The 20,476-nt window shown below is 69.3% G+C and carries 14 protein-coding genes and 1 pseudogene; 7 read left to right on the forward strand and 8 right to left on the reverse strand.

Annotation, left to right across the window (positions count from 1 at the left end; translation table 11 throughout):
* Positions 1 to 63: 63 nt before the first annotated feature.
* Positions 64 to 546, reverse strand: coding sequence for a hypothetical protein (locus G6N51_RS17365; RefSeq protein WP_163750739.1), 483 nt, complete (start codon positions 544 to 546; stop codon positions 64 to 66).
* A 137-nt stretch (positions 547 to 683) separates the two neighbouring features.
* Positions 684 to 1,065: pseudogene (locus G6N51_RS17370) on the reverse strand (hypothetical protein); the annotation flags it as partial.
* 234 nt (positions 1,066 to 1,299) lie between these two features.
* Between G6N51_RS17370 and G6N51_RS17375 the strand changes: the two are divergent.
* The gene (locus tag G6N51_RS17375) at positions 1,300 to 2,295 is read left to right on the forward strand and encodes a glycoside hydrolase family 6 protein (protein WP_142275285.1); all 996 of its coding nucleotides are present in this window, start codon (positions 1,300 to 1,302) and stop codon (positions 2,293 to 2,295) included.
* Here the strand turns inward: G6N51_RS17375 and G6N51_RS17380 are convergent, their stop codons facing one another.
* Genes G6N51_RS17380 through G6N51_RS17390 form a run of 3 tightly spaced genes read right to left on the reverse strand, consistent with a single transcriptional unit; the run spans position 2,296 to position 5,769 of the window.
* Entirely contained in the window at positions 2,296 to 3,435 is a 1,140-nt protein-coding gene (locus G6N51_RS17380) for a DUF4185 domain-containing protein (RefSeq protein WP_083176620.1), read from the reverse strand.
* A 7-nt stretch (positions 3,436 to 3,442) separates the two neighbouring features.
* A complete protein-coding gene (locus tag G6N51_RS17385; protein WP_083176617.1) occupies positions 3,443 to 4,501 on the reverse strand; it encodes an aspartate-semialdehyde dehydrogenase in 1,059 nt (352 codons plus the stop codon).
* Positions 4,502 to 4,503: 2 nt separating this feature from the next.
* Positions 4,504 to 5,769, reverse strand: a complete 1,266-nt coding sequence (locus G6N51_RS17390; protein ID WP_083176615.1) for an aspartate kinase — start codon at positions 5,767 to 5,769, stop codon at positions 4,504 to 4,506.
* Between the two features lie 298 nt (positions 5,770 to 6,067).
* On the opposite strand from G6N51_RS17390, the gene leuA reads away from it, so the two are divergent.
* A complete protein-coding gene (gene leuA / locus G6N51_RS17395) occupies positions 6,068 to 7,918 on the forward strand; it encodes a 2-isopropylmalate synthase (protein WP_163750741.1) in 1,851 nt (616 codons plus the stop codon).
* 114 nt (positions 7,919 to 8,032) lie between these two features.
* Here leuA and G6N51_RS17400 read toward each other — a convergent pair whose 3' ends face one another.
* Positions 8,033 to 9,025, reverse strand: a complete 993-nt coding sequence (locus tag G6N51_RS17400; protein WP_083176609.1) for a DEDDh family exonuclease — start codon at positions 9,023 to 9,025, stop codon at positions 8,033 to 8,035.
* 72 nt (positions 9,026 to 9,097) lie between these two features.
* Between G6N51_RS17400 and G6N51_RS17405 the strand changes: the two genes are divergently transcribed.
* From G6N51_RS17405 to G6N51_RS17415, 3 genes are read left to right on the forward strand one after another with little or no spacing between them, the layout of a single operon-like run.
* The gene (locus G6N51_RS17405; protein WP_083176607.1) at positions 9,098 to 10,327 is read left to right on the forward strand and encodes a Mur ligase family protein; all 1,230 of its coding nucleotides are present in this window, start codon (positions 9,098 to 9,100) and stop codon (positions 10,325 to 10,327) included.
* The gene (locus tag G6N51_RS17410) at positions 10,320 to 11,027 is read left to right on the forward strand and encodes a type 1 glutamine amidotransferase (protein ID WP_163750742.1); all 708 of its coding nucleotides are present in this window, start codon (positions 10,320 to 10,322) and stop codon (positions 11,025 to 11,027) included. The genes G6N51_RS17405 and G6N51_RS17410 overlap by 8 nt, the downstream gene beginning before the upstream one ends.
* A 1-nt stretch (position 11,028) precedes the next feature.
* On the forward strand, positions 11,029 to 11,466 hold the full coding sequence (locus G6N51_RS17415; protein WP_083175432.1) for a hypothetical protein: 438 nt from the start codon (positions 11,029 to 11,031) through the stop codon (positions 11,464 to 11,466).
* A gap of 6 nt (positions 11,467 to 11,472) precedes the next feature.
* On the opposite strand, the gene recR is transcribed toward G6N51_RS17415, so the two are convergent.
* Together recR and G6N51_RS17425 are read right to left on the reverse strand one after the other, a co-directional pair.
* Entirely contained in the window at positions 11,473 to 12,084 is a 612-nt protein-coding gene (gene recR / locus G6N51_RS17420) for a recombination mediator RecR (RefSeq protein WP_083175433.1), read from the reverse strand.
* A 13-nt stretch (positions 12,085 to 12,097) separates the two neighbouring features.
* Entirely contained in the window at positions 12,098 to 12,445 is a 348-nt protein-coding gene (locus G6N51_RS17425; RefSeq protein WP_083175436.1) for a YbaB/EbfC family nucleoid-associated protein, read from the reverse strand.
* A 98-nt stretch (positions 12,446 to 12,543) separates the two neighbouring features.
* On the opposite strand from G6N51_RS17425, the gene G6N51_RS17430 reads away from it, so the two are divergent.
* Both G6N51_RS17430 and pks2 read left to right on the forward strand, forming a co-directional pair.
* A complete protein-coding gene (locus tag G6N51_RS17430) occupies positions 12,544 to 13,317 on the forward strand; it encodes an Rv3717 family N-acetylmuramoyl-L-alanine amidase (RefSeq protein ID WP_083175439.1) in 774 nt (257 codons plus the stop codon).
* 921 nt (positions 13,318 to 14,238) lie between these two features.
* Positions 14,239 to 20,460: a sulfolipid-1 biosynthesis phthioceranic/hydroxyphthioceranic acid synthase gene (gene pks2 / locus G6N51_RS17435; protein ID WP_083175442.1), complete on the forward strand. Its 6,222-nt coding sequence runs from the start codon at positions 14,239 to 14,241 to the stop codon at positions 20,458 to 20,460.
* Positions 20,461 to 20,476 lie beyond the last annotated feature (16 nt).

The raw sequence follows: 20,476 nt of genomic DNA on the forward strand, positions 1-20,476 counted from the left end.
AAAATGCCCGCGTACCAATGACTATTCTCGCTTTCTTGACCGAGTCAAGAAGGGCATCGGCCGCTACGGACGCGGTGCCGGTGCGCCGGGTGTAGGGCTGCTGGCCGGCGGTCCGCCGGGGCCGCTCATACCGGGCCCGCCCGCCGGCCCGCCGGGCCCACCCGGACCGCCGGGGGGCATCGGCACGATCAGCTGCGGGCCGCCGGAATTCCATGGGCCGCCGGGGCCGGGGCCGCCGGATCCCCACGGCCCGGGTCCGTAGCCCGGTCCCCACGGGCCGTTGCCCGGTCCGGGGCCGTTGCCCGGTCCGGGGCCGCCGCCCGGCCTGAACATCTGGCCGTGGTGATGGTGGCAGTGGTGGTAATACCCGAAGACGAACGCCCCGGCGAAGAACACGCTGGTGATGATGAAGACGATCCCGGCAACGATGACCACCCACGCCGCGGCCGTGTACAACCTGGGCGGTTTCACCCGCTCCGGCGGCGGGGGTGCGGCGGCTGGGGCAGGGGTCGGCGGGGTGGGCGGCGGTTCTGGTGTCTCGCTCATCCCTGAATGATGCCCGGGGGCACGGCCGGCATAACAGGGTCGGGCCACAAACTTGCTGTGAATCGAGATGCGGCGCTGACTGAACGACGAGCAGCCCGGTGCTCTGTCGAGCACCGGGCTGCTGGTTGTTCGGTGAAAGGGGGTGGACTACCTGGCCGGGGCGACCGACGACGGGATCTGGCTGGGGCCGGGGGCGCCCGGCGCCACCGACGCGGGCCCGCCCTGCTGGATACCGGCCGGTCCGCCGGCACCCGGGCCACCCGGGCCGCCCATGCGGTGCGGGTGCATGAACGCCGCGTGGTGCTTGTGGTGGTGGTGGCCGTGGTGGCCGCCGCGGTGGCCGAGGATGAAGCCGGTGAAGAAGATGACCGCGACGATGAACACGATCCCGGCGACGATGGCGACCCACGCGGCGAGTTGGAAGACCCGCGGGGTCCGGTAGGCGGCCGCCGCTTCCGCGGCGACCGGTGCGGTGGCGGTGGAAGTCCGCGCAGTGGGGGTTTCAGATGTTTCACTCATGAGACAAATGATGAAGCCGTTAACAATAGTTGCGGCTATGCACCACTTATGTAGCAGCTGTGAGCTAAAGGCCGGCTTCCGGGCTGGTCAGACGGCCAATCGCGCCCGACGAAACCACTGGGTGGCCTCTGCAGGGCGTGCGCGCCACGACCGGGTCGGGCACAAACGAGTTTCACGGCAGCAGTGTGGACCACGATTGGCGTTCGACGCCGCGGACCTACTAATTTTCCTGACGTGATGTCTTCAGCTGCTGGTGCAGTCGCGCGGTGGATCGCCCCCCTGCTCACGGTCGCCGCCGTGGGTCTGCTCGCCGGCCCGCCGCAGGCCGGTCCCGTGCCGGCGGTGCGCCTGGCCGACGATGCGAACCCGTTGGCCGGCATGCCCTTCTACGTCAACCCCAACTCGGCGGCCATGCGCGCGGCGCAACACGCCGATCCTCCGAGTCCGGAGTTGACCGCGATCGCCAACACGCCGCAGGCGTATTGGATCGTCCCGGGCTCGTCCGCGGCCACGGTCGCGAAGTACACCGGTGACGCGCAGGCCGCCGGCGCCATCCCGGTGCTGGCGATCTACGGAATCCCGCATCGCGACTGTGGCAGCTTCGCCGCGGGTGGCTTCGCGACGGCCGACGACTACCGCGCGTGGATCAGCGGCATCGCCAACGACGTGGGCGGTGCCCGGACGGCGATCATCCTCGAACCCGACGCCCTCGCCATGGCCGACTGCCTGTCCGCCGACCAGCGCCAGGAACGCTACGACCTGATCCGCTACGCCGTCGACACCCTGACGCGCAATCCGGCCACGGCCGTGTACGTCGACGCCGGCCACCTGCGCTGGCACAGCCCCGAGGACATGGCCGCCAGGCTCAACGCGGTCGGTGTCGGGCGCGCGCGGGGTTTCAGCGTCAACACCGCGAACTTCTACACCACCGAGGACGAAATCGGTTACGGCGAAGCGATTTCGGGGCTGACGAACGGGTCGCACTACGTGATCGACACCTCGCGCAACGGGGTCGGACCGGCGCCCGACTCCCGGCTCAACTGGTGCAACCCCAGCGGCCGGGCGCTCGGCACCCCGCCCACGACGGCCACCGCGGGCGCGCACGCCGACGCCTATTTGTGGATCAAACGGCCCGGCGAATCCGACGGAACGTGCGACAACGGCGATCCGCCGGCGGGCACCTTCGTGAGTCAGTACGCGATCGATCTGGCCCACAACTCGGGCCACTGATCACGGCTTGAACGGGTTGACCGCGAACTGGATCACCCGGTAGGGCGCTGCGACCCGGGCCCGGGTGTCCCACTGGCTCACGAAGATTCGCAGCTCGTCGAGGGTGGATCCGGGCGAGATGTATCCGCCGTACGGTTGTGCGAGCCGGTTGTCGTACGGCGGCGGCAGGCTCTCCGCGGGCTCCGGCCACTCGTCGTGCTGCACCACCGTGGTCACCGGCGCGTCGCCCAGCCCGGTCGGGTCGGCGGCGACGCGAACCTCCATGTTGCCGGTGACGGCGTTGAAATACGACAGCACGGCCTTGCCGTCGATTTGCCGGATGCTCATCTCCCCGACCGCGTCCGGCCACAGCGGGGTGGGGGGCTTGCCCCAGCCGCCGCGCGGGCCGGCCGCCCAGCCCTGCCACCGGGACCGGTCGGTAAACGCCTGCGGGGTGGCCCGATACAGCACGGCGGGGTCCCTGCGGGTGAAGCTGTCGGCCACGATGTACACCCATCCGGTGGGCGAGTCCGGCGTGGGGATCGGGTCGTAGTAGCCGCTGATCTGCGTTTGCGACCCGCCCTGATAGGAGGCGGGTCGCCGCGACCCGGCGATGGTCTGCCACCCCGCCCGCGCGGGCTCGGCCGTCACCAGCCGTGAGCTCTGCGGCTCCAGGTTCTTCGTCGTCGTCACCATCAGGTAGTTGCGCCGGTTGATCTGCACCACCCCGGCGGGCAGCTGCGAGGCGCCCGGCGGGGTGGGATCGGCCAGCAGCGGGTTGCTGATCCCGGTGACGCCCGTGTAGCGCACCCCGGCCGGGTCGTCGACGGACGCGGTGTCCACGTGCAGGGCCACCGGCGCGTACCAGCCGCCGAAACCGACGCCCTGGCCGGCGAAGCTGTCACCGCAGACCTGCAACAGCTCGGTGGGGAATTCGATGAACTCACAGAGGTCGGTCGCGCCGACGCCGTAGTCCCCGGTGGGGGTGCCGGTGCCGGCCGTGGGCCCGAGCCGCAACACCTGACCGGGCGCCAGCGGACCCACGATGGGCTCGGGTACCGGAGCCGGGGGGTCTGCCCGCACAAGCCAAAACCATTGCGGTGCAAAAAGAATAAGCGCGAGCGAGCACCGCACGAACAGTCGGGTGTGGGCGGTGTTCACCCGCTCATCACAGCTGGGCGGCCAGCAGCTCGGCGATCTGGATGGTGTTCAGCGCCGCGCCCTTGCGCAGGTTGTCCCCCGACACGAACAGGGCCAGGCCGCGCCCGTCGGGCACCCCGGGGTCGTGTCGGATGCGGCCGACCAAAGACTCGTCGACGCCGGCGGCCGCCAACGGGGTCGGCACGTCGACCACCTTGACGCCCGGCGCGCCGTCGAGCAGCGCTCGGGCCCGCTCGGGCGACAGCGGCCGGGCGAATTCGGCGTTGATCGACAGCGAGTGCCCGGTGAACACCGGCACCCGCACGCACGTCCCGCTCACGGCCAACTCCGGGATGCCCAGGATCTTGCGGCTCTCGTGCCGCAGCTTCTGGTCCTCGTCGGTCTCGCCGGAGCCGTCGTCGACCAGCGATCCGGCCAGCGGGACCACGTTGAAGGCGATCGGCGCGACGTAGGTCTTGGGCTCGGGGAACTCCACCGCGGAGCCGTCGTGCACCAACTGCTCGGCGTCGTCGATGACCGCGCGCGCCTGCGTCGCCAGCTCCTCGACCCCGGCCAGGCCGCTGCCGGACACCGCCTGATAGCTCGAGACCACCAGGCGCACCAGCTCGGCCTCGTCGTGCAGCACCTTGAGCACCGGCATCGCCGCCATCGTGGTGCAGTTCGGATTGGCGATGATGCCCTTCGGCCGGCGGTGGGCGTCCCGGTCGAAGTTCACCTCGGACACCACCAGCGGCACGTCGGGGTCCTTGCGCCACGCCGACGAGTTGTCGATCACCGTCACCCCGGCCGCGGCGAACCTCGGCGCCTGCACCAGTGACATCGTCTTTCCCGCTGAGAACAGCGCGATGTCGAGCCCGGTCGGGTCCGCGGTCGCGGCGTCCTCGACCTCGATCTCCTGGCCGCGGAAGTCCAGCTTGCGCCCCTGCGAGCGCGACGACGCGAAGAACCGCACCTTTAACTCACCACCAGTCGCGGGGAAGTCCCGCTCGTCGAGCAATCTGCGCATCACCTGGCCCACCTGGCCGGTGGCGCCCACCACACCTATCGACACGCTATTCGCGCCCATATCTATCTGCCCGTCCCCGCATACACCGTGGCCGACTCCTCGCCGCCGAGCCCGAACGCCTCGTGCAACGCGACGACGGCCTTGTCTAGTTCGGTGTCGCGGCACAGCACCGAGATGCGGATCTCGGAGGTGGAGATCAGTTCGATGTTGACGCCCACCTCCGCCAGCGCCTCACAGAAGGTCGCGGTGACGCCGGGGTGGCTGCGCATGCCCGCGCCGATCAGCGACACCTTGCCGATGTGGTCGTCGTAGAGCAGCTGGGTGAACCCGATCTCGTCCTTGAGCGCGTCCAGCTTGGCCACCGCGGTGGGCCCGCTGTCCCGGGAGCAGGTGAAGGTGATGTCGGTCTTGCCGTCCTCGATCTTGGAGACGTTCTGCAGCACCATGTCGATGTTCACGTCGGCGTCGGCGACGGCCCGGAACACCCGGGCCGCATACCCCGGGATGTCCGGTATCCCGACGATGGTCACCTTGGCCTCGCTGCGGTCGTGCGCGACTCCGGTCAGGATGGGGTCTTCCATGGCGATGTCCTTGATCGATCCCTTGACGATGGTGCCCGGCTTGTCCGAGTACGACGAGCGGACGTGCACCGGAATGTTGTAGCGGCGAGCGTATTCGACGCAGCGCAACATCAGCACCTTGGCGCCGCAGGCCGCCATCTCGAGCATTTCCTCGAACGTCACCGTGTCCAACCGGCGGGCGTTGTGCACGATCCGCGGGTCGGCGCTGAAGATGCCGTCTACGTCGGTGTAGATCTCGCAGACGTCGGCGTGCAGGGCGGCGGCCAGCGCGACCGCCGTGGTGTCCGAGCCGCCGCGGCCGAGCGTGGTGACGTCGCGGGTGTCCTGGCTGACACCCTGGAACCCGGCGACCAGCACGATGCGCCCCTCGTTGAGCGCGTCCCGCAGCCGTCCCGGCGTCACTTCGATGATCTTCGCGTTGCCGTGGGTGCCGGTGGTGATGACGCCGGCCTGCGAACCGGTGAACGAGCGCGCCTGCGCGCCCAGTGATTCGATCGCCATGGCCACCAGCGCGTTGGAGATGCGCTCGCCGGCGGTCAGCAGCATGTCGAGTTCCCGGGGCGGCGGGGCCGGGCAGACCTGCTGGGCCAGGTCCATCAGGTCGTCGGTGGTGTCGCCCATCGCGGAGACCACGACGACGACGTCGTTGCCCTGCTTCTTGGTCGCGACGATGCGCTCGGCCACCCGGCGAATCCGGTCGGCGTCGGCCACCGAGGATCCGCCGTACTTTTGCACGACGAGCGCCACTGTCTCCCTTTCCCACAGGCGTTCAGGTCCACAACAGAATACGTGCCTGCACATCGCGATTTTCCCGGCGAGGCGTCCGGTGTGAACTCACGGCTTTGCGGGTGCGTTCACGGCTGAATTCTCGCGGGTTTGCCGCCCTGACCGCACGCCGGAGGCCGTCGCCGCACGCTCGACGGCTTTCGCGCAATTTTCTCCGTGGCGCCAACCGCGGTAGAGTTCTCGTCGTGCAGCGGGTGCTCCTCCTCGGACGCCGCGACGGGGTCTGATCCAGACCGGCTTCCCGTCGCGGGTGTTCGCGATGCGCCGGTCTGAGGTTCCTTCTGACACCCCCGGAGCAACTACCGTGACTTCCAATCCCGACGCCTATACGTCGCAACGATCCATCGTCAAACCCGCGGGCCCGGCGCGGCCCGGCCAGCCCGCGTGGAATCCGCAGCGGGGCTCGGCGATGCCGATCAACCGGTATCGGTCCTTCGCCGACGAGGTCGAGCCCGTCCGGCTCCCCGACCGCACCTGGCCAGACCGCGTCATCGATCGCGCGCCGCTGTGGTGCGCGGTGGACCTGCGCGACGGCAACCAGGCACTGATCGACCCGATGAGCCCGACCCGCAAGCGCCGCATGTTCGACCTGCTGGTCCGCATGGGCTACAAGGAGATCGAGGTCGGCTTCCCGTCGGCCAGCCAGACCGACTTCGACTTCGTCCGCGAGATCATCACCGACGGCGCGATCCCCGACGACGTCACCATCCAGGTGCTGACCCAGTGCCGTCCCGAACTCATCGAGCGCACCTTCGTCGCGTGCGAGGGCGCGCCGCGAGCCATCGTGCACTTCTACAACTCGACGTCAATCCTGCAGCGCCGCGTGGTTTTTCGCGCCGACCGGGCCGCGGTGCTGGCCATCGCCACCGACGGCGCCCGCAAGTGCGTCGAGGAGGCCGCCAAATACCCTGGCACACAATGGCGTTTCGAGTACTCGCCGGAGTCCTACACCGGAACGGAGCTGGAGTACGCCCGTCAGGTGTGCGACGCCGTGGGTGAGATCATCGCGCCGACCCCGGCCAACCCGATCATCTTCAACCTGCCCGCCACGGTGGAGATGGCCACCCCCAACGTCTATGCCGACTCGATCGAGTGGATGAGCCGTAACCTGGCCAACCGCGAATCGGTCATCCTGAGCCTGCATCCGCACAACGACCGCGGAACAGCCGTCGCCGCAGCCGAGTTGGGCTTCGCCGCCGGCGCCGACCGGATCGAGGGCTGCCTGTTCGGCAACGGCGAGCGCACCGGCAACGTGTGCCTGGTGACGCTGGGGCTCAACCTGTTCTCCCGCGGCGTGGACCCCCAGATCGACTTCTCCAACATCGACGAGATCCGTCGCACCGTGGAGTACTGCAACCAGCTGCCGGTACACGAGCGTCACCCCTATGGCGGGGACCTGGTCTACACCGCGTTCTCCGGCAGCCACCAGGACGCCATCAACAAGGGCCTGGACCAGATGAAGATCGACGCGGACGCCGCCGACGCAGATGTCGACGACATGCTCTGGCAGGTGCCGTACCTGCCGATCGACCCCAAGGACGTCGGGCGCACCTACGAGGCGGTGATCCGGGTCAACTCGCAGTCCGGCAAGGGCGGGGTGGCGTACATCATGAAGTCCGACCACGGTCTGGCCCTGCCGCGACGGCTGCAGATCGAGTTCTCCCGCGCGATCCAACAGATCGCAGAGGGCACAGCGGGCGAGGGTGGGGAGGTCTCCCCCAAGGAGATGTGGGACGCGTTCTACGAGGAGTACCTGGCCCCGGTGTGGCCGCTGGAGCGGATGAAGCAGCGGGTCGAGGCGTCGGAGGAAGACAGCGGCAGCACCACGATCGCGGCGACCGTGAAGGTCAACGGGGTCGAGACCGAGATCAGCGGCGCGGGCAACGGCCCGCTGGCGGCGTTCGTCCATGCGCTGGGCGAGGTGGGCTTCGACGTCGCGGTCCTCGACTACTCCGAGCACGCGATGAGCGCCGGCGACGACGCGCAGGCCGCCGCGTACGTGGAGGCGTCGGTCAACGGCCGCACGGTGTGGGGTGTCGGCATCGCGCCGTCGATCACCACCGCATCGTTGCGCGCTGTCGTGTCGGCGGTCAACCGCGCGGCGCGTTAGTGCCGATCGCAAGCGCGGCGCTCGCGCCGGGCGCCGCGGGTCGGCACCCTCCGGCCTAGTGCCGATCGCAAGCGCGGCGCTCGCGCCGGGCGCCGCGGGTCGGCACCCTCCGGCCTAGAACAGGGCGAGCTGCTGATCGACCGTGGTGGTGTCGGTGAATTCCTCCATGCCGGTGCCGCCGACGACGGCGCGGATGGAGTCCATGAACTGCGTGTCGGAGATGACGGGGATGCCCAGCTGGCGGGCCAGGTAGCCCTTGCCCTGGTCCGGGGCGGGGTCGTTGCAGATCACCAGCGACGTCTCCGCGTCGACGGCGTCGGTGTAGGCCAGCCCGGCATGCAGGATCCGCTCGACGAGTTCCTCGTGGGTGCGGCAGACCTCGGCCGCCAGGGCCACCCGCATGCCCTGCACCAGCGGCCTGCCGCACACGTAGCGTCCGGGATTGAGATATGGGCAGGGCATTCGCGAGGCCAGCACCTTCAACGGGCGCAGCTCGTCGTGGGTGACGCGGCCGTTCGGCCACCGGCGCCGGCTCACCGGATGGACGGGCAGCCAGATGTCGCGTTCGCGCGCCCGCTCGAGCGCCGACGCCAGCACGCCGGTCAGCACCATCGCGTCGTCGAAGGCGTCGTGCGGCCGTTCCTGGGTCACGCCCCAGTGCGCCGCCAGGGTCTCCAATCGCAGGTTGTCGATGCCGAGGTCCAACCGCCGGGCCAGCTCGACCGTGCACATGACGGAGTCGATGGGCAACTCGGCCTCGGCGAGTTCGGCTTCGGCGGCCAAAAACGAGTAGTCGAACGCGACGTTGTGGGCGACCAGCGTGCGGCCGTCCAGCACCTTGACCACGTCGTCGACGACGTCGGTGAACTGCGGCTGGTCTTCCAGCATCGCGGCGGTCAGGCCGTGCACGTGGGTGGGACCCGGGTCCACGCCGGGGTTGAGCAGGCTGACGACCGACTGCTCGACGCGGCCGTCGGAGTCGAGGCCGAGCACCGCCAGGCTGATGACGCGCGCCTGGCCGGGCCGAAAGCCCGAGGTCTCGACGTCGATGACGGCCCAGCCCCCGACCGGCTCGCTGGCCGGCCGACCCCAGGACACGCCGTTCATGATTTGAGGATGGCACGTCGGACCGACATCGCCGGGTCGCTGCGCTGCCGTGTCGGTCGGTAATCTGCCCGGGTGATCACCACCCGCGCACGCCTGGCCCTCGCCACGGGAGCGAGCGCGCGCTGGGCGTCGCGGGTGACCGGGCGCGGGGCCGGGGCGATGATCGGCGGCCTGGTCGCGATGACCCTGGACCGCTCGGTGCTCCGCCAGCTCGCGGCCGGCCGGCGCACCGTCATCGTCACCGGCACCAACGGCAAGTCGACCACCACCCGGATGACCGCCGCCGCGCTGGGCACGCTGGGTGCGGTGGCCACCAACGCCGAGGGCGCCAACATGGACGCCGGGCTGGTGGCCGCGCTGGCGGCGAACCGCGAGGCGCCGCTGGCGGCCCTGGAGGTCGACGAGATGCACGTGCCACACGTCTCGGATGCGGTCGAGCCCGCCGTCGTCGTGCTGCTCAACCTGTCGCGGGACCAGCTGGACCGCGTCGGCGAGATCAACGTCATCGAACGCACGCTGCGAGCCGGGCTGGCGCGCCACCCGACGGCGGTCGTGGTCGCCAACTGCGACGACGTGCTCATGACGTCGGCGGCCTACGACAGCCCGAACGTGGTGTGGGTGGCCGCGGGCGGGTCCTGGGCGAACGACTCGGTCAGCTGCCCGCGCAGCGGCGAGGTCATCGTCCGCGAGAAGGGCCACTGGTATTCCACCGGCGCCGACTTCAAGCGGCCCAGCCCGCAGTGGTGGTTCGACGACGAGACGCTGCACGGGCCCGACGGGCTGGCCCTGCCGATGCGGTTGGCGCTGCCGGGGGCGGTCAACCGCGGCAACGCCGCCCAGGCCGTCGCGGCCGCCGTCGCCCTGGGTGCGGACCCGGTCCATGCCGTCGCGGCCGCCAGCCGGGTCGACGAGGTCGCCGGGCGCTATCGCACCGTCCGCCTCGGCGACCACGAGGCGCGGATCCTGCTGGCCAAGAACCCGGCCGGCTGGCAGGAGGCGCTGTCGATGGTCGACAAGCACGCGGCCGGGGTGGTCATCGCGGTCAACGGGCAGGTGCCCGACGGCGAGGACCTGTCCTGGTTGTGGGACGTGCGCTTCGAGCACTTCGACAAGACCGCGGTGGTGGCGGCCGGCGAGCGGGGCACCGACCTCGCGGTGCGCCTCGGGTACGCGGGTGTCGACCACACCCTGGTGCACGACACCGTGGCCGCCATCGCGTCCTGCCCGCCGGGCCGGGTCGAGGTCGTCGCCAACTACACCGCGTTCCTCCAGCTGCAACGGGCGTTGGTGCGCCGTGGCTGACTCGACCGTGCGCATCGGGCTGGTGCTGCCCGACGTGATGGGCACCTACGGCGACGGCGGCAACGCGCTGGTGCTGCGCCAGCGGCTGCGGCTGCGCGGCATCGCCGCGGAGATCGTCGAGATCACGCTGGCCGACCCGGTGCCGGACTCGCTGGACCTCTACACCCTCGGTGGGGCGGAGGACTACGCGCAGCGGTTGGCCACCAAGCACCTGATCAAGCACCCGGGGCTGCAGCGCGCCGCGGGACGCGGCGCGCCCGTGCTGGCGATCTGCGCGGCGGTCCAGGTGCTCGGCCAGTGGTATGAGACGTCGGCGGGTGACCGGGTCGACGGCGTGGGCCTGCTCGATGCGACCACCTCGCCGCAGGAGGCCCGCACCATCGGGGAGCTGATCACCAGGCCGCTGCTGCCCGGGCTGACCCAACGGCTCACCGGTTTCGAGAATCACCGGGGCGGCACCGTCCTGGGCGCCGCCGCGTCCCCGCTGGGCGCGGTGGTCAAGGGGGCGGGCAACCGGGCGGGCGACGGCCACGACGGCGCGGTGCAGGGCAGCGTCGTCGCCACCTACATGCATGGGCCGTGCCTGGCCCGCAACCCCGAGCTGGCCGACCTGCTGCTGGGCAAGGTGGTGGGTGAGCTGGCGCCGCTGGAGCTGCCAGAGGTGGAGTTGTTGCGCCGGGAGCGATTGGCGGCGCGCTGACGTGAGGAAAGACATCGCGAGAAGCAGCCGGCCGGGGTGGGCGGGCGGCGGCGCCCTGCTCGTCGCAGCCGCATTGATTACGCCGATCCCCGCGCACGCCGCCCCGGAGGTGCCGAGCGGTCGGTACACCGTGCTCTATACCGACAGCGACAAGTCGACCAATTGGCTGTTCGCCCCGTGCGGGTCGGACTGCACGCTGGCGACCTCGCAGGACGGCGGGACGTTCGTCATCAGCTGGGAGTTCGACCTCGCGAACGGACGCTGGACCCACAGCGGCGCGACGCAGGCGCCGTGCGCGAACGGAGCCTCGGTCCCGGCAACCGTCGACTACAGCTTCGACGCCGTGTCGCTTGCCGGTGAGGGCACGACGACCACGTCGGACGGGTGTGGAGGTCCAGGCTCGACCGTCACCCGGCCGTTCCGATTAATTAAGTCCTGAGCGACCTCAGACCATCGCCCGGCGGCCGGCGAGCGCGCGGCCCAGCGTCAGCTCGTCGGCGAACTCCAGGTCGCCGCCCATCGGCAGCCCGGAGGCGATCCGCGTCACGGTCAGGCCGGGGATGTCACGCAACATCCGGACCAGATAGGTGGCGGTCGCCTCGCCCTCGGTGTTGGGATCGGTGGCGATGATCACCTCGGCGATGTCGACGTCGTCGACCCGCTCCCCGATCCGGCTGAGCAGCTCGCGGATCCGCAGCTGATCGGGCCCCACCCCCGACAGCGGATCCAGGGCGCCGCCCAGCACGTGGTAGCGGCCCCGGAACTCGCGGGTGCGCTCGACGGCCTGGACATCCTTGGGCTCCTCGACGACGCACACCAGCGAGCCGTCCCGGCGGGGGTCCGAGCAGATCCGGCACCGCTCGTTGTCGGAGACGTTGCCGCACACCGCGCAGAACCGGACGCCGTCGCGGACCTTGCCCAGCGCCGCGGTCAACCGGTCGATCTCCGGGGGCTCGACGGACAACAGGTGAAAGGCGATGCGTTGGGCGCTCTTGGGCCCGATACCCGGCAGCTTGCCGAGCTCGTCGATCAGATCCTGGACGGGTCCTTCAAACATGTCGGCGGAGGATCTAGAGCCCCGGCGCCGGGGCCGGGGGTTGGCCCGGGGGCGGCCCGCCGAGACCGCCGGCCAGCGCGCCGAGCCGCTCCTGCGCCATCCGGGTGACCTGCTTCGACGCGTCGGCCATGGCGCCGACGATCAGGTCCTGCAGCGTCTCGACGTCCCCGGGGTCGACCACCTGAGGATCGATCCGCACCCCGACCACCTCGCCGCTGCCTTTCACCGTCACCTTGACCAAGCCACCGCCGGCCTGCCCGTGCACCTCGGCGTTGGCGAGGTGTTGCTGGGCTTCCATCAACTTCTGCTGCATCTGCTGCGCCTGGGCCAGCAGCGCCGACATGTCGCCTCCAGGTTGCATGACAGTCCCCTCGCATCTTGGTCTCGAGTTGGTTTCGCCTGCGTGTGTCCGGCGATTCGAAACACCCAGCGTAGACCGCGCGAGGCTACCTTTGCGCCGTGGACCTAAGAGTCAGCAGGCGTGTCGGCATCAGGTTGGTCATCGGTGTGCTGGTCGCCGTGTCGGCGGCAATCACCCCGACCGCGGTCCCGGCCGCATGGGGGGTTCCCTCCAACATCGCCGGCATGGTGGTTTTCATCGATCCCGGCCACAACGGCTCCAACGACGCCTCGATCAGCCGTCAGGTGCCCACCGGCCGCGGCGGCACCAAGGACTGCCAGGCGAGCGGGACGTCGACCAACAGCGGCTATCAGGAACACACCTTCACCTGGGACACCGCGCTGCGGGTCCGCCAGGAGTTGAACGCCCTGGGCGTCCGGACCGCCCTGGCCCGCGGGAACGACACCGGGCTGGGGCCGTGCGTCGACGAGCGCGCCAACATGGCCAACGCGCTGCGCCCGAACGCGGTGCTGAGCATCCACGCCGACGGCGGGCCGGCGTCGGGCCGGGGCTTCCACGTCAACTACTCGGCCCCGCCGCTCAACCAGGTGCAGGCCGGCCCGTCGGTGCAGTACGCGCGGATCATGCGCGACCAGATGCAGGCCTCCGGGATTCCGCCGGCCAACTACATCGGCCAGAACGGGCTCTACGGTCGCTCGGACCTGGCTGGGCTGAACCTGGCGCAGTACCCGTCGATCCTGGTCGAGTGCGGCAACATGAAGAACCCAGCGGATTCGGCGTTGATGGAATCGGCCGAGGGCAGGCAGAAGTATGCCGACGCGATGGTCCGCGGGGTCGCGGGTTTCCTGGCCTCGCAGGGCCAGGCGCGCTAACCGCCACCAGCGCCTGGCACGCGCCGGCGCCACCCGCGGAGGCTTCTCCGCCGGGCCGTAACCCCCATCGTGGTTTAACGCACAGCTAACACACTGGTCACTTCGGAAAATTTGCCTCAAGGCGGCGCGCGACAACGAGACCTTGGGTATGGTCTGTTCCACGCATGTCGAGTTGCGGGGTGGGAGAACCGATGATCGACCCGTCGACAACGACAACGCCGACTTGTTCGTTGCGGCCGACGACAACCGGCGCAGGACGACTTGTGGCAGACCTTCGCCGAAGTCTCAACCAACTGCCGGATGGTCGAGAGCGCAACCATTCGCGCTGCATCTCCGCTCCGCCCGGCAAAGTGGCGAGAGCGGCCACGCTGGCGCAGCCGTCGACTCATACGCCTTTGAGGCGGGCGAAGTCGGATGAGGTTTGAGGGCCGGAAACAGCTACTGACGGGGCGACAATCAAATGTCCCGCCTCCACGAGAGTCTGGTCACTTCCGCACCGAATGGCGACCCAGCCTATTGGCGAATATCGGGAAATCAGTCATTCCAGATTTGCCTAGGCGAGTAATCAGCAAAGCGCCGCGAGAGCTGGCGCCACCCAGGGCCGATTTTTCCGAGGCGGACCGCCAAGTGTTCCACGGAGCGATTGCATATTCGGACCTCGAGCCGAACTCTGATTATGTGTTTGCGCTGGTAGAGCCCGGGATTGCACCCCAACGGCTCCGTAATCGATCAATTGGAATGGGCACCGGTATCACGCCCGGCACCCGACGTTTCCGGCCGCAACCAATTGTCGAAGACGCGCCGACTCGACCAGGCGGTCCCATCTGCAAATTCGAATTCAAACGCGCTTACCACCCCGCCGGATAAGAAGAGGTAACGGCCGTGGACAAAGCAACCCTCACTTCCACCGCTGTCATCGGCATGGCTTGTCGACTGCCCGGGGGCATCGACTCCCCTGAGCGGCTGTGGGAGGCTTTGCTACGCGGAGATGACCTGGTCACCGAGGTCCCGCCGGACCGCTGGGACGCCGAGGAATATTACGACCCTCAGCCGGGAGTGCCGGGTCGATCGGTGACGAAGTGGGGTGGGTTCCTCGATGACGTCGCCGGCTTCGATTGCGAATTCTTCGGGATCAACGAGCGCGAGGCCACCGCGATCGACCCCCAGCACCGGTTGCTGCTGGAAACCTCCTGGGAGGCCATCGAGCACGCCGGCCTGACTCCAGCGACCATGGCCGACTCGCTCACCGGGGTGTTCGTGGGTCTGACGCACGGCGACTATCAACTGCTGGCCGCCGATGCGAACGCCGTGGAGGCGCCGTATGGATTCACCGGCAGCAGTTTCAGCCTGGCATCCGGGCGGATCGCGTACACCTTGGGCATCCACGGTCCCGCGCTCACGGTGGACACCGCATGCTCGTCCGGTCTGACCGCAGTGCACCTGGCCTGCCACAGCCTGAGCGACGGTGAAAGCGACCTCGCCCTGGCGGGTGGCGCCGCGGTGATCCTGGATCCGCGGAAGTTCGTCGCAGGTTCCGCGGAAGGCATGCTGTCTCCCACCGGACGGTGCCACGCGTTCGACGTCGCGGCTGACGGGTTCGCGTCTGCTGAGGGCTGCGTCGTGGTTTTACTCAAGCGTTTGTCCGACGCGCTGCGCGACGGCGATCGGATCCTGGCCGTCATCCGCGGCAGTGCCGCCAACCAGGACGGCCACACCGTCAACATCGCCACACCCTCGGTCGAGGCGCAGACCGCGGTGTACAAGGCGGCGTTGGCCGCGGCCGGCGTCGACGCCCGCAGCGTCGGCATGATCGAGGCGCACGGCACCGGCACGCCCGTCGGCGACCCGGTCGAATACGCCAGCCTCGCCGCCGTCTACGGCATCGACGGCCCCTGCGCGCTGGCGACGGTGAAGACCAACCTGGGGCATGCCCAGTCGGCCGCCGGAACGCTCGGGCTGATGAAAACCATCCTGGCCCTCCAGCACGGCATGATTCCGCAAAATCTGCACTTCACCCGGCTGCCCGACCAAATGGCCGCAATAAAGACCGAACTCTTTGTGCCACAGACGATTACACCGTGGCCGACCAATGGTCACCATCCCCGACGGGCGGCGGTGTCGTCGTACGGACTTTCGGGAACAAACGCACACGCCATCGTGGAGCAAGCCCCAGCGCAGGCTCCCGAATCCGCTGTGCCCGAAACCATCCCAGCCGAGTCGGTTACGGCGGCACCCCTGCTGTTCCCGCTGTCGTCCACCTCAGCCGACGAATTGCGCCGCACCGCCGGCCGCCTGGCCGACTGGGTGGCGGCGCACGAGGAGGTGGCCTTGACGGATCTGGCCTACACCCTGGCGCGCCGGCGCGCGCACCGCCCGGTGCGCACTGCCGTCATTGCGGGTAGCCGGCCGGAGCTAACCAAGGCTTTGCGCGAGGTCGCCGACGGCGACACTCCGTATCAGGCCGCGGCCGGGCAGGACGACCGCGGACCGGTCTGGGTGTTCTCGGGACAAGGTTCGCAGTGGGCTCAAATGGGAGCTGAGCTGCTGGCGACCGAACCGGTGTTCGCCGCGACCGTCGCGGCCGCCGAGTCACTGATCGCCCACGAGTCCGGGTTCTCGGTGACCCAGGCGATGACCGCCCCGCAGTCCGTGACCGGTATCGACCGGATTCAACCGACCCTGTTCACCATGCAGGTCGCGCTGGCCGACACCATGCGCTCGTACGGGGTGCACCCGGGCGCGGTCATCGGGCATTCCCTGGGTGAGGTCGCGGCGGCCGTCGTCGCGGGAGCGCTATCGCTGGAAGACGGGTTGCGCGTCATCTGCCGGCGCTCCCGGCTGATGTCCCGCATCGCCGGCGCCGGTGCAATGGCCTCGGTGGAACTGCCTGCCCAGCAAGTGCTTTCGGAGCTGGTGACCCGTGGTGTCGACGACGCCGTGGTGGCGGTGGTGGCGTCGCCGCAGTCCACAGTGATCGGCGGTGCCACCCAGACGGTGCGCGATCTGGTCGCGGCCTGGGAAGCGCGCGACGTGATGGCCCGCGAGATCGCCGTCGACGTCGCCTCGCACTCCCCCCAGGTCGACCCGATTCTCGACGATCTGGCCGACGCGCTCGCCGAGCTGCACCCGATGCCGCCGGAAGTTCCCTTCTACTCGGCGACCCTCTACGACCCGCGCGAGCGGCCGCTCTGCGATGCCGGGTACTGGGTGCAGAATCTGCGCCAGATGGTGCGGTTCGCCCCGGCGGTGCGGGCCGCTTTGGAGGACGGCTACCGGGTCTTCGCGGAGCTGGCGCCCCACCCGCTGCTCACCCACGCGGTCGAGCAGACCGCCCGCAGTCTCGACATGCCGCTGGCCGCCCTGGCCGCCATGCGCCGCGAGCAGGCGCAGCCCCACGGTTTACGCGGTTTTGTCGCGGACCTGTACAGCGCGGGGGCTGCGGTCGACTTCTCCGCTCTCTACCCGAATGGGCGGCTGGTGGACGCGCCGCTGCCGACCTGGACGCACCGCCGGCTGTTGTTGAGCCGCGGCGCTCAACCCTCGATACACGGCGGTTGCACCGTTTCGGTGCATCCGCTGTTGGGCGCCCACGTGCGCTTGCTGGAAGACCCGGAGCGCCACGTCTGGCAGGCCGAGGTCGGCACCGCCGCCCAGCCCTGGCTCGGCGATCACCAGGTTCGCGATGTGACCGTGTTTCCGGGGGCTGCTTACTGCGAAATGGCGCTGGCGGCCGCGCGCACTGTGCTCGGCAACGCCTCTGAAGTCCGCGACCTGCGCTTCGAACATGCGCTGCTGCTGGACGAGCAGACCACGATCGGCGCCTCGGCGGCGTTGTCATCAGCGGGCGCCGCCGATTTCGCCGTGGAGTCCGATGAGGGGGGCGAACAAACGCAGCTGGTCACCGCGGTGCTGTCTGCCGCAGCGGCGGATCCCCCTCCCGCGCACGACATCTCCGCGCTGCTCGCCGCGCACCCGGGCCGCGAGGACGGCGCCGAGGTGCGCCGTCGCCTGGACGAACGCGGCATTCGATACGGTCAGGCATTCAGCGGTCTCGCCGCGTTGCACACCGGCGAGGGCGCGACCCGCACTGTGCTGGCCGAGGTCAAGCTGCCAGGCCAGATCCGCTCGCAGCAAGATGCCTACGGGGTGCACCCGGCGCTGCTCGATGCCTGCTTTCAGTCGGTCGCGGCGCACCCGGAGTTGCGTGCGCTGGGTGAAGATGTGCTGGCATTGCCGCTGGGTCTCCGGCGGCTCCGCTCCTATGACGCTGCCCGCAGGGCCCGCTACTGCTACACCCGGGTGACGAAAGCCGACGCTTCCGGCGTGGAGGCAGACCTCGAAATGCTCGATGAGAACGGGGTTGTCCTACTCGCCGTGCAGGGACTGCGCTTGGGTGCCGGAGCTTCCGAAAGCGACCACGACGAACGGCTGCTGGCCAAGCGATCGCTGACGATCGAATGGCGGCAACGCGAACTACCGGAGGCGGAACACGACAACCCCGGAGCCTGGCTGGTCGTCGGCACCACCGCCGATACCGTCGCCCCGATGGGGGACGCGCTGAAACAGCTCGGCGCACAATGCACCACCATGTGCTGGCCGCCGCACGCCGACCACACCTTGAACAGAGAACGGCTTCGAGATCAGCTGCGTGCCGGTGGATTCGGCGGCTTGGTGATCGCGACGGGACCAGGGGAAGGCGGCTCCGGTGACCGGTCGCCGCTGCTGGGCCTCGAGGCCGTGCAACATCTGGTGCGTGTCACCCGCGAATTGCCCGACATTCCCGGCGAACTCCCGCGTCTCTACGTCGTGACGCGCAACGCGCAGACCGTAGTGGCCAGTGACGTGCCCAATTTGGAGCAGGCCGGGCTGCGGGGTTTCCTGCGCGTGATCGGCACCGAGCATCCACACCTGCGGGTCACTCAGATCGATGTGGACGATGACACCGATGCCGGGCTGCTCGCCCGCCAACTGCTCGGCGGGTCCGAGGAAGACGAGACGGCCTGGCGACACGGCGCGTGGTACACGGCGCGGTTGGCCTTGAGTCCGCTGCGCCCGGAAGAGCGGCAAACCACCATCGCCAACCTCGAGCTCGACGGCGTCCGCCTGCAAATCCGCACGCCCGGCGATCTGGAGTCGGTGGAATTCATTGCCCGCGACCGGGTTGCGCCGGGGCCGGGCCAGATTGAGGTCGAAATCAGTGCCTCCAACATCAACTTCGCCGATGTGCTGATCGCGTTCGATCGCTATCCCGCCTTCGAGGGCCGACGACAACAGCTGGGCACCGATTTCGCCGGAGTGGTGACCGCCGTCGGGCCAGGTGTGACGGACCACAAGGTCGGCGATCACGTTGGGGGTCTTTGTGGCGACGGATGCTGGGCCACGTTCATCACCTGCGACGCGCGCCTGGCGGTGACGCTGCCGGCTGGACTCTCCGATGGGCAGGCCGCGGCGGTACCAACCGCACACGCCACCGCGTATTACGGCCTGCATGAGCTGGCTCATATCAAGGCCGGTGACCGCGTTTTGATCCACTCTGCGACGGGCGGGGTGGGACAGGCGGCGATCGCGATGGCCCGGGCCGCCGGCGCCGAAATCTTCGCCACAGCGGGCAGCGAGCAACGTCGTCAAGTGTTGCGCGACATGGGCATCGACCATGTCTACGATTCGCGAAGCACCGAGTTCGCCGACCTGATAAGGCGCCACACCGACGGGTATGGCGTCGACATCGTGCTTAACTCGCTCCCCGGCGCCGCTCAACTCGCGGGCCTCAAATTGCTCGCTCTCGGTGGACGATTCGTCGAGATAGGCAAGCGCGAAACCCGGCTGGGCCTCTTCTCGTTCCGGCCCAACCTCGCGTTTCACGGCGTCGACCTGGCGCTGCTGTCGTACAGCGAACCCGACCGGGTTCACGACATGTTGACCACGGTGTACCAGCTCATCGCGGACGGTGTGCTCCCGGTGCCGGAGAGCACGCACTACCCGCTTGCCGAAGCCGGCAACGCCATTCGAACGATGGCCGGCGCCCGGCATACCGGCAAGATCGTGCTTGACGTCCCGCACACCGGCCACCACCGGGTGACGGTGCCGCCGGCGCAGGCTCGGGTGTTCCGCCGCGACGGCGCCTACCTCATCACCGGCGGCCTCGGGGGCCTTGGGCTGTTCTTGGCGGAGAAGATGGCCGCCGCGGGATGTGGGCGTATCGTGCTGTCCTCACGCTCACAGCCGACGCGCAATGCGCTGGCGACGATCGAGCGAATCCGCGCGACCGGCGCCGACATCGTGGTGGAATGCGGTGATATCGCACAATCCGACACCGCGCATCGGCTGGTGGCCACAGCGACAGCGACGGGGCTTGCGGTGCGCGGCGTACTGCACGCGGCGGCGGTCGTGGAGGACGCCACATTGGCCAACATCACCGACGAGCTGATCGCGCATGACTGGGCGCCAAAGGTCTACGGCGCGTGGAACTTGCATACTGCAACCGCCCGGCAGCCGCTGGACTGGTTCTGCTCGTTCTCCTCGGCGGCCGCGCTGGTGGGCTCGCCGGGGCAGGGCGCCTACGCCGCGGCCAACAGCTGGGTGGACGGCTTCACCCACTGGCGGCGGGCTCGGGGCCTGCCGGCCACCGCAATCGCCTGGGGCCCCTGGGCAAAGATCGGGCGCGCGACCGCGCTCGCGGAAAGTTCCGACATTGCAATCGCCCCCGACGAGGGCGCTTACGCATTCGAATCGATACTGCGCCACGACCGGGCCTATACCGGCTACGCGCCGATCACCGGCACCTCCTGGTTTGCGATCCTCGCCGAGCGCAGCCTGTTTGCGCAGGCATTCCGCTCCGTCGGGCAAAACCAAACGGGCACAAGCAAACTGCGCGCTGAGCTCGACGAGCTGCCCGTGGACGAGTGGCCCACCTGGCTGCGGCGTCTGATCTCCGATCAGGTCAGCCTGATTCTGCGTCGCAGCGTCGATCCCGACCGGGCGCTCTCCGGGTACGGCTTGGACTCGCTGGGCGCCCTCGAACTACGCACCCGCATCGAGACCGAAACGGGGGTTCGCATCCCGTCCGCTGACATCTCCACCATAACCATCCGCGGTCTAGCGGGGCTGCTATGCGAGAAGCTAGCGCCCGCTAGTGCGGCCTGACACCGAAGGGGGTCGG

It is taken from the genome of Mycobacterium paraseoulense (genome assembly GCF_010731655.1).
Taxonomy (GTDB): domain Bacteria; phylum Actinomycetota; class Actinomycetes; order Mycobacteriales; family Mycobacteriaceae; genus Mycobacterium; species Mycobacterium paraseoulense.

What these genes read in the sequence shown, in the direction of transcription:
- G6N51_RS17400 (WP_083176609.1), bottom strand. Translation starts at nt 9,025, where the DNA reads ATGAACGGCGTGTCCTGGGGTCGGCCGGCCAGCGAGCCGGTCGGGGGC.
- G6N51_RS17425 (WP_083175436.1), bottom strand. Translation starts at nt 12,445, where the DNA reads ATGCAACCTGGAGGCGACATGTCGGCGCTGCTGGCCCAGGCGCAGCAG.
- pks2 (WP_083175442.1), top strand. Translation starts at nt 14,239, where the DNA reads ATGGCTTGTCGACTGCCCGGGGGCATCGACTCCCCTGAGCGGCTGTGG.
- leuA (WP_163750741.1), top strand. Translation starts at nt 6,068, where the DNA reads ATGCGCCGGTCTGAGGTTCCTTCTGACACCCCCGGAGCAACTACCGTG.
- recR (WP_083175433.1), bottom strand. Translation starts at nt 12,084, where the DNA reads ATGTTTGAAGGACCCGTCCAGGATCTGATCGACGAGCTCGGCAAGCTG.
- G6N51_RS17365 (WP_163750739.1), bottom strand. Translation starts at nt 546, where the DNA reads ATGAGCGAGACACCAGAACCGCCGCCCACCCCGCCGACCCCTGCCCCA.
- G6N51_RS17385 (WP_083176617.1), bottom strand. Translation starts at nt 4,501, where the DNA reads ATGGGCGCGAATAGCGTGTCGATAGGTGTGGTGGGCGCCACCGGCCAG.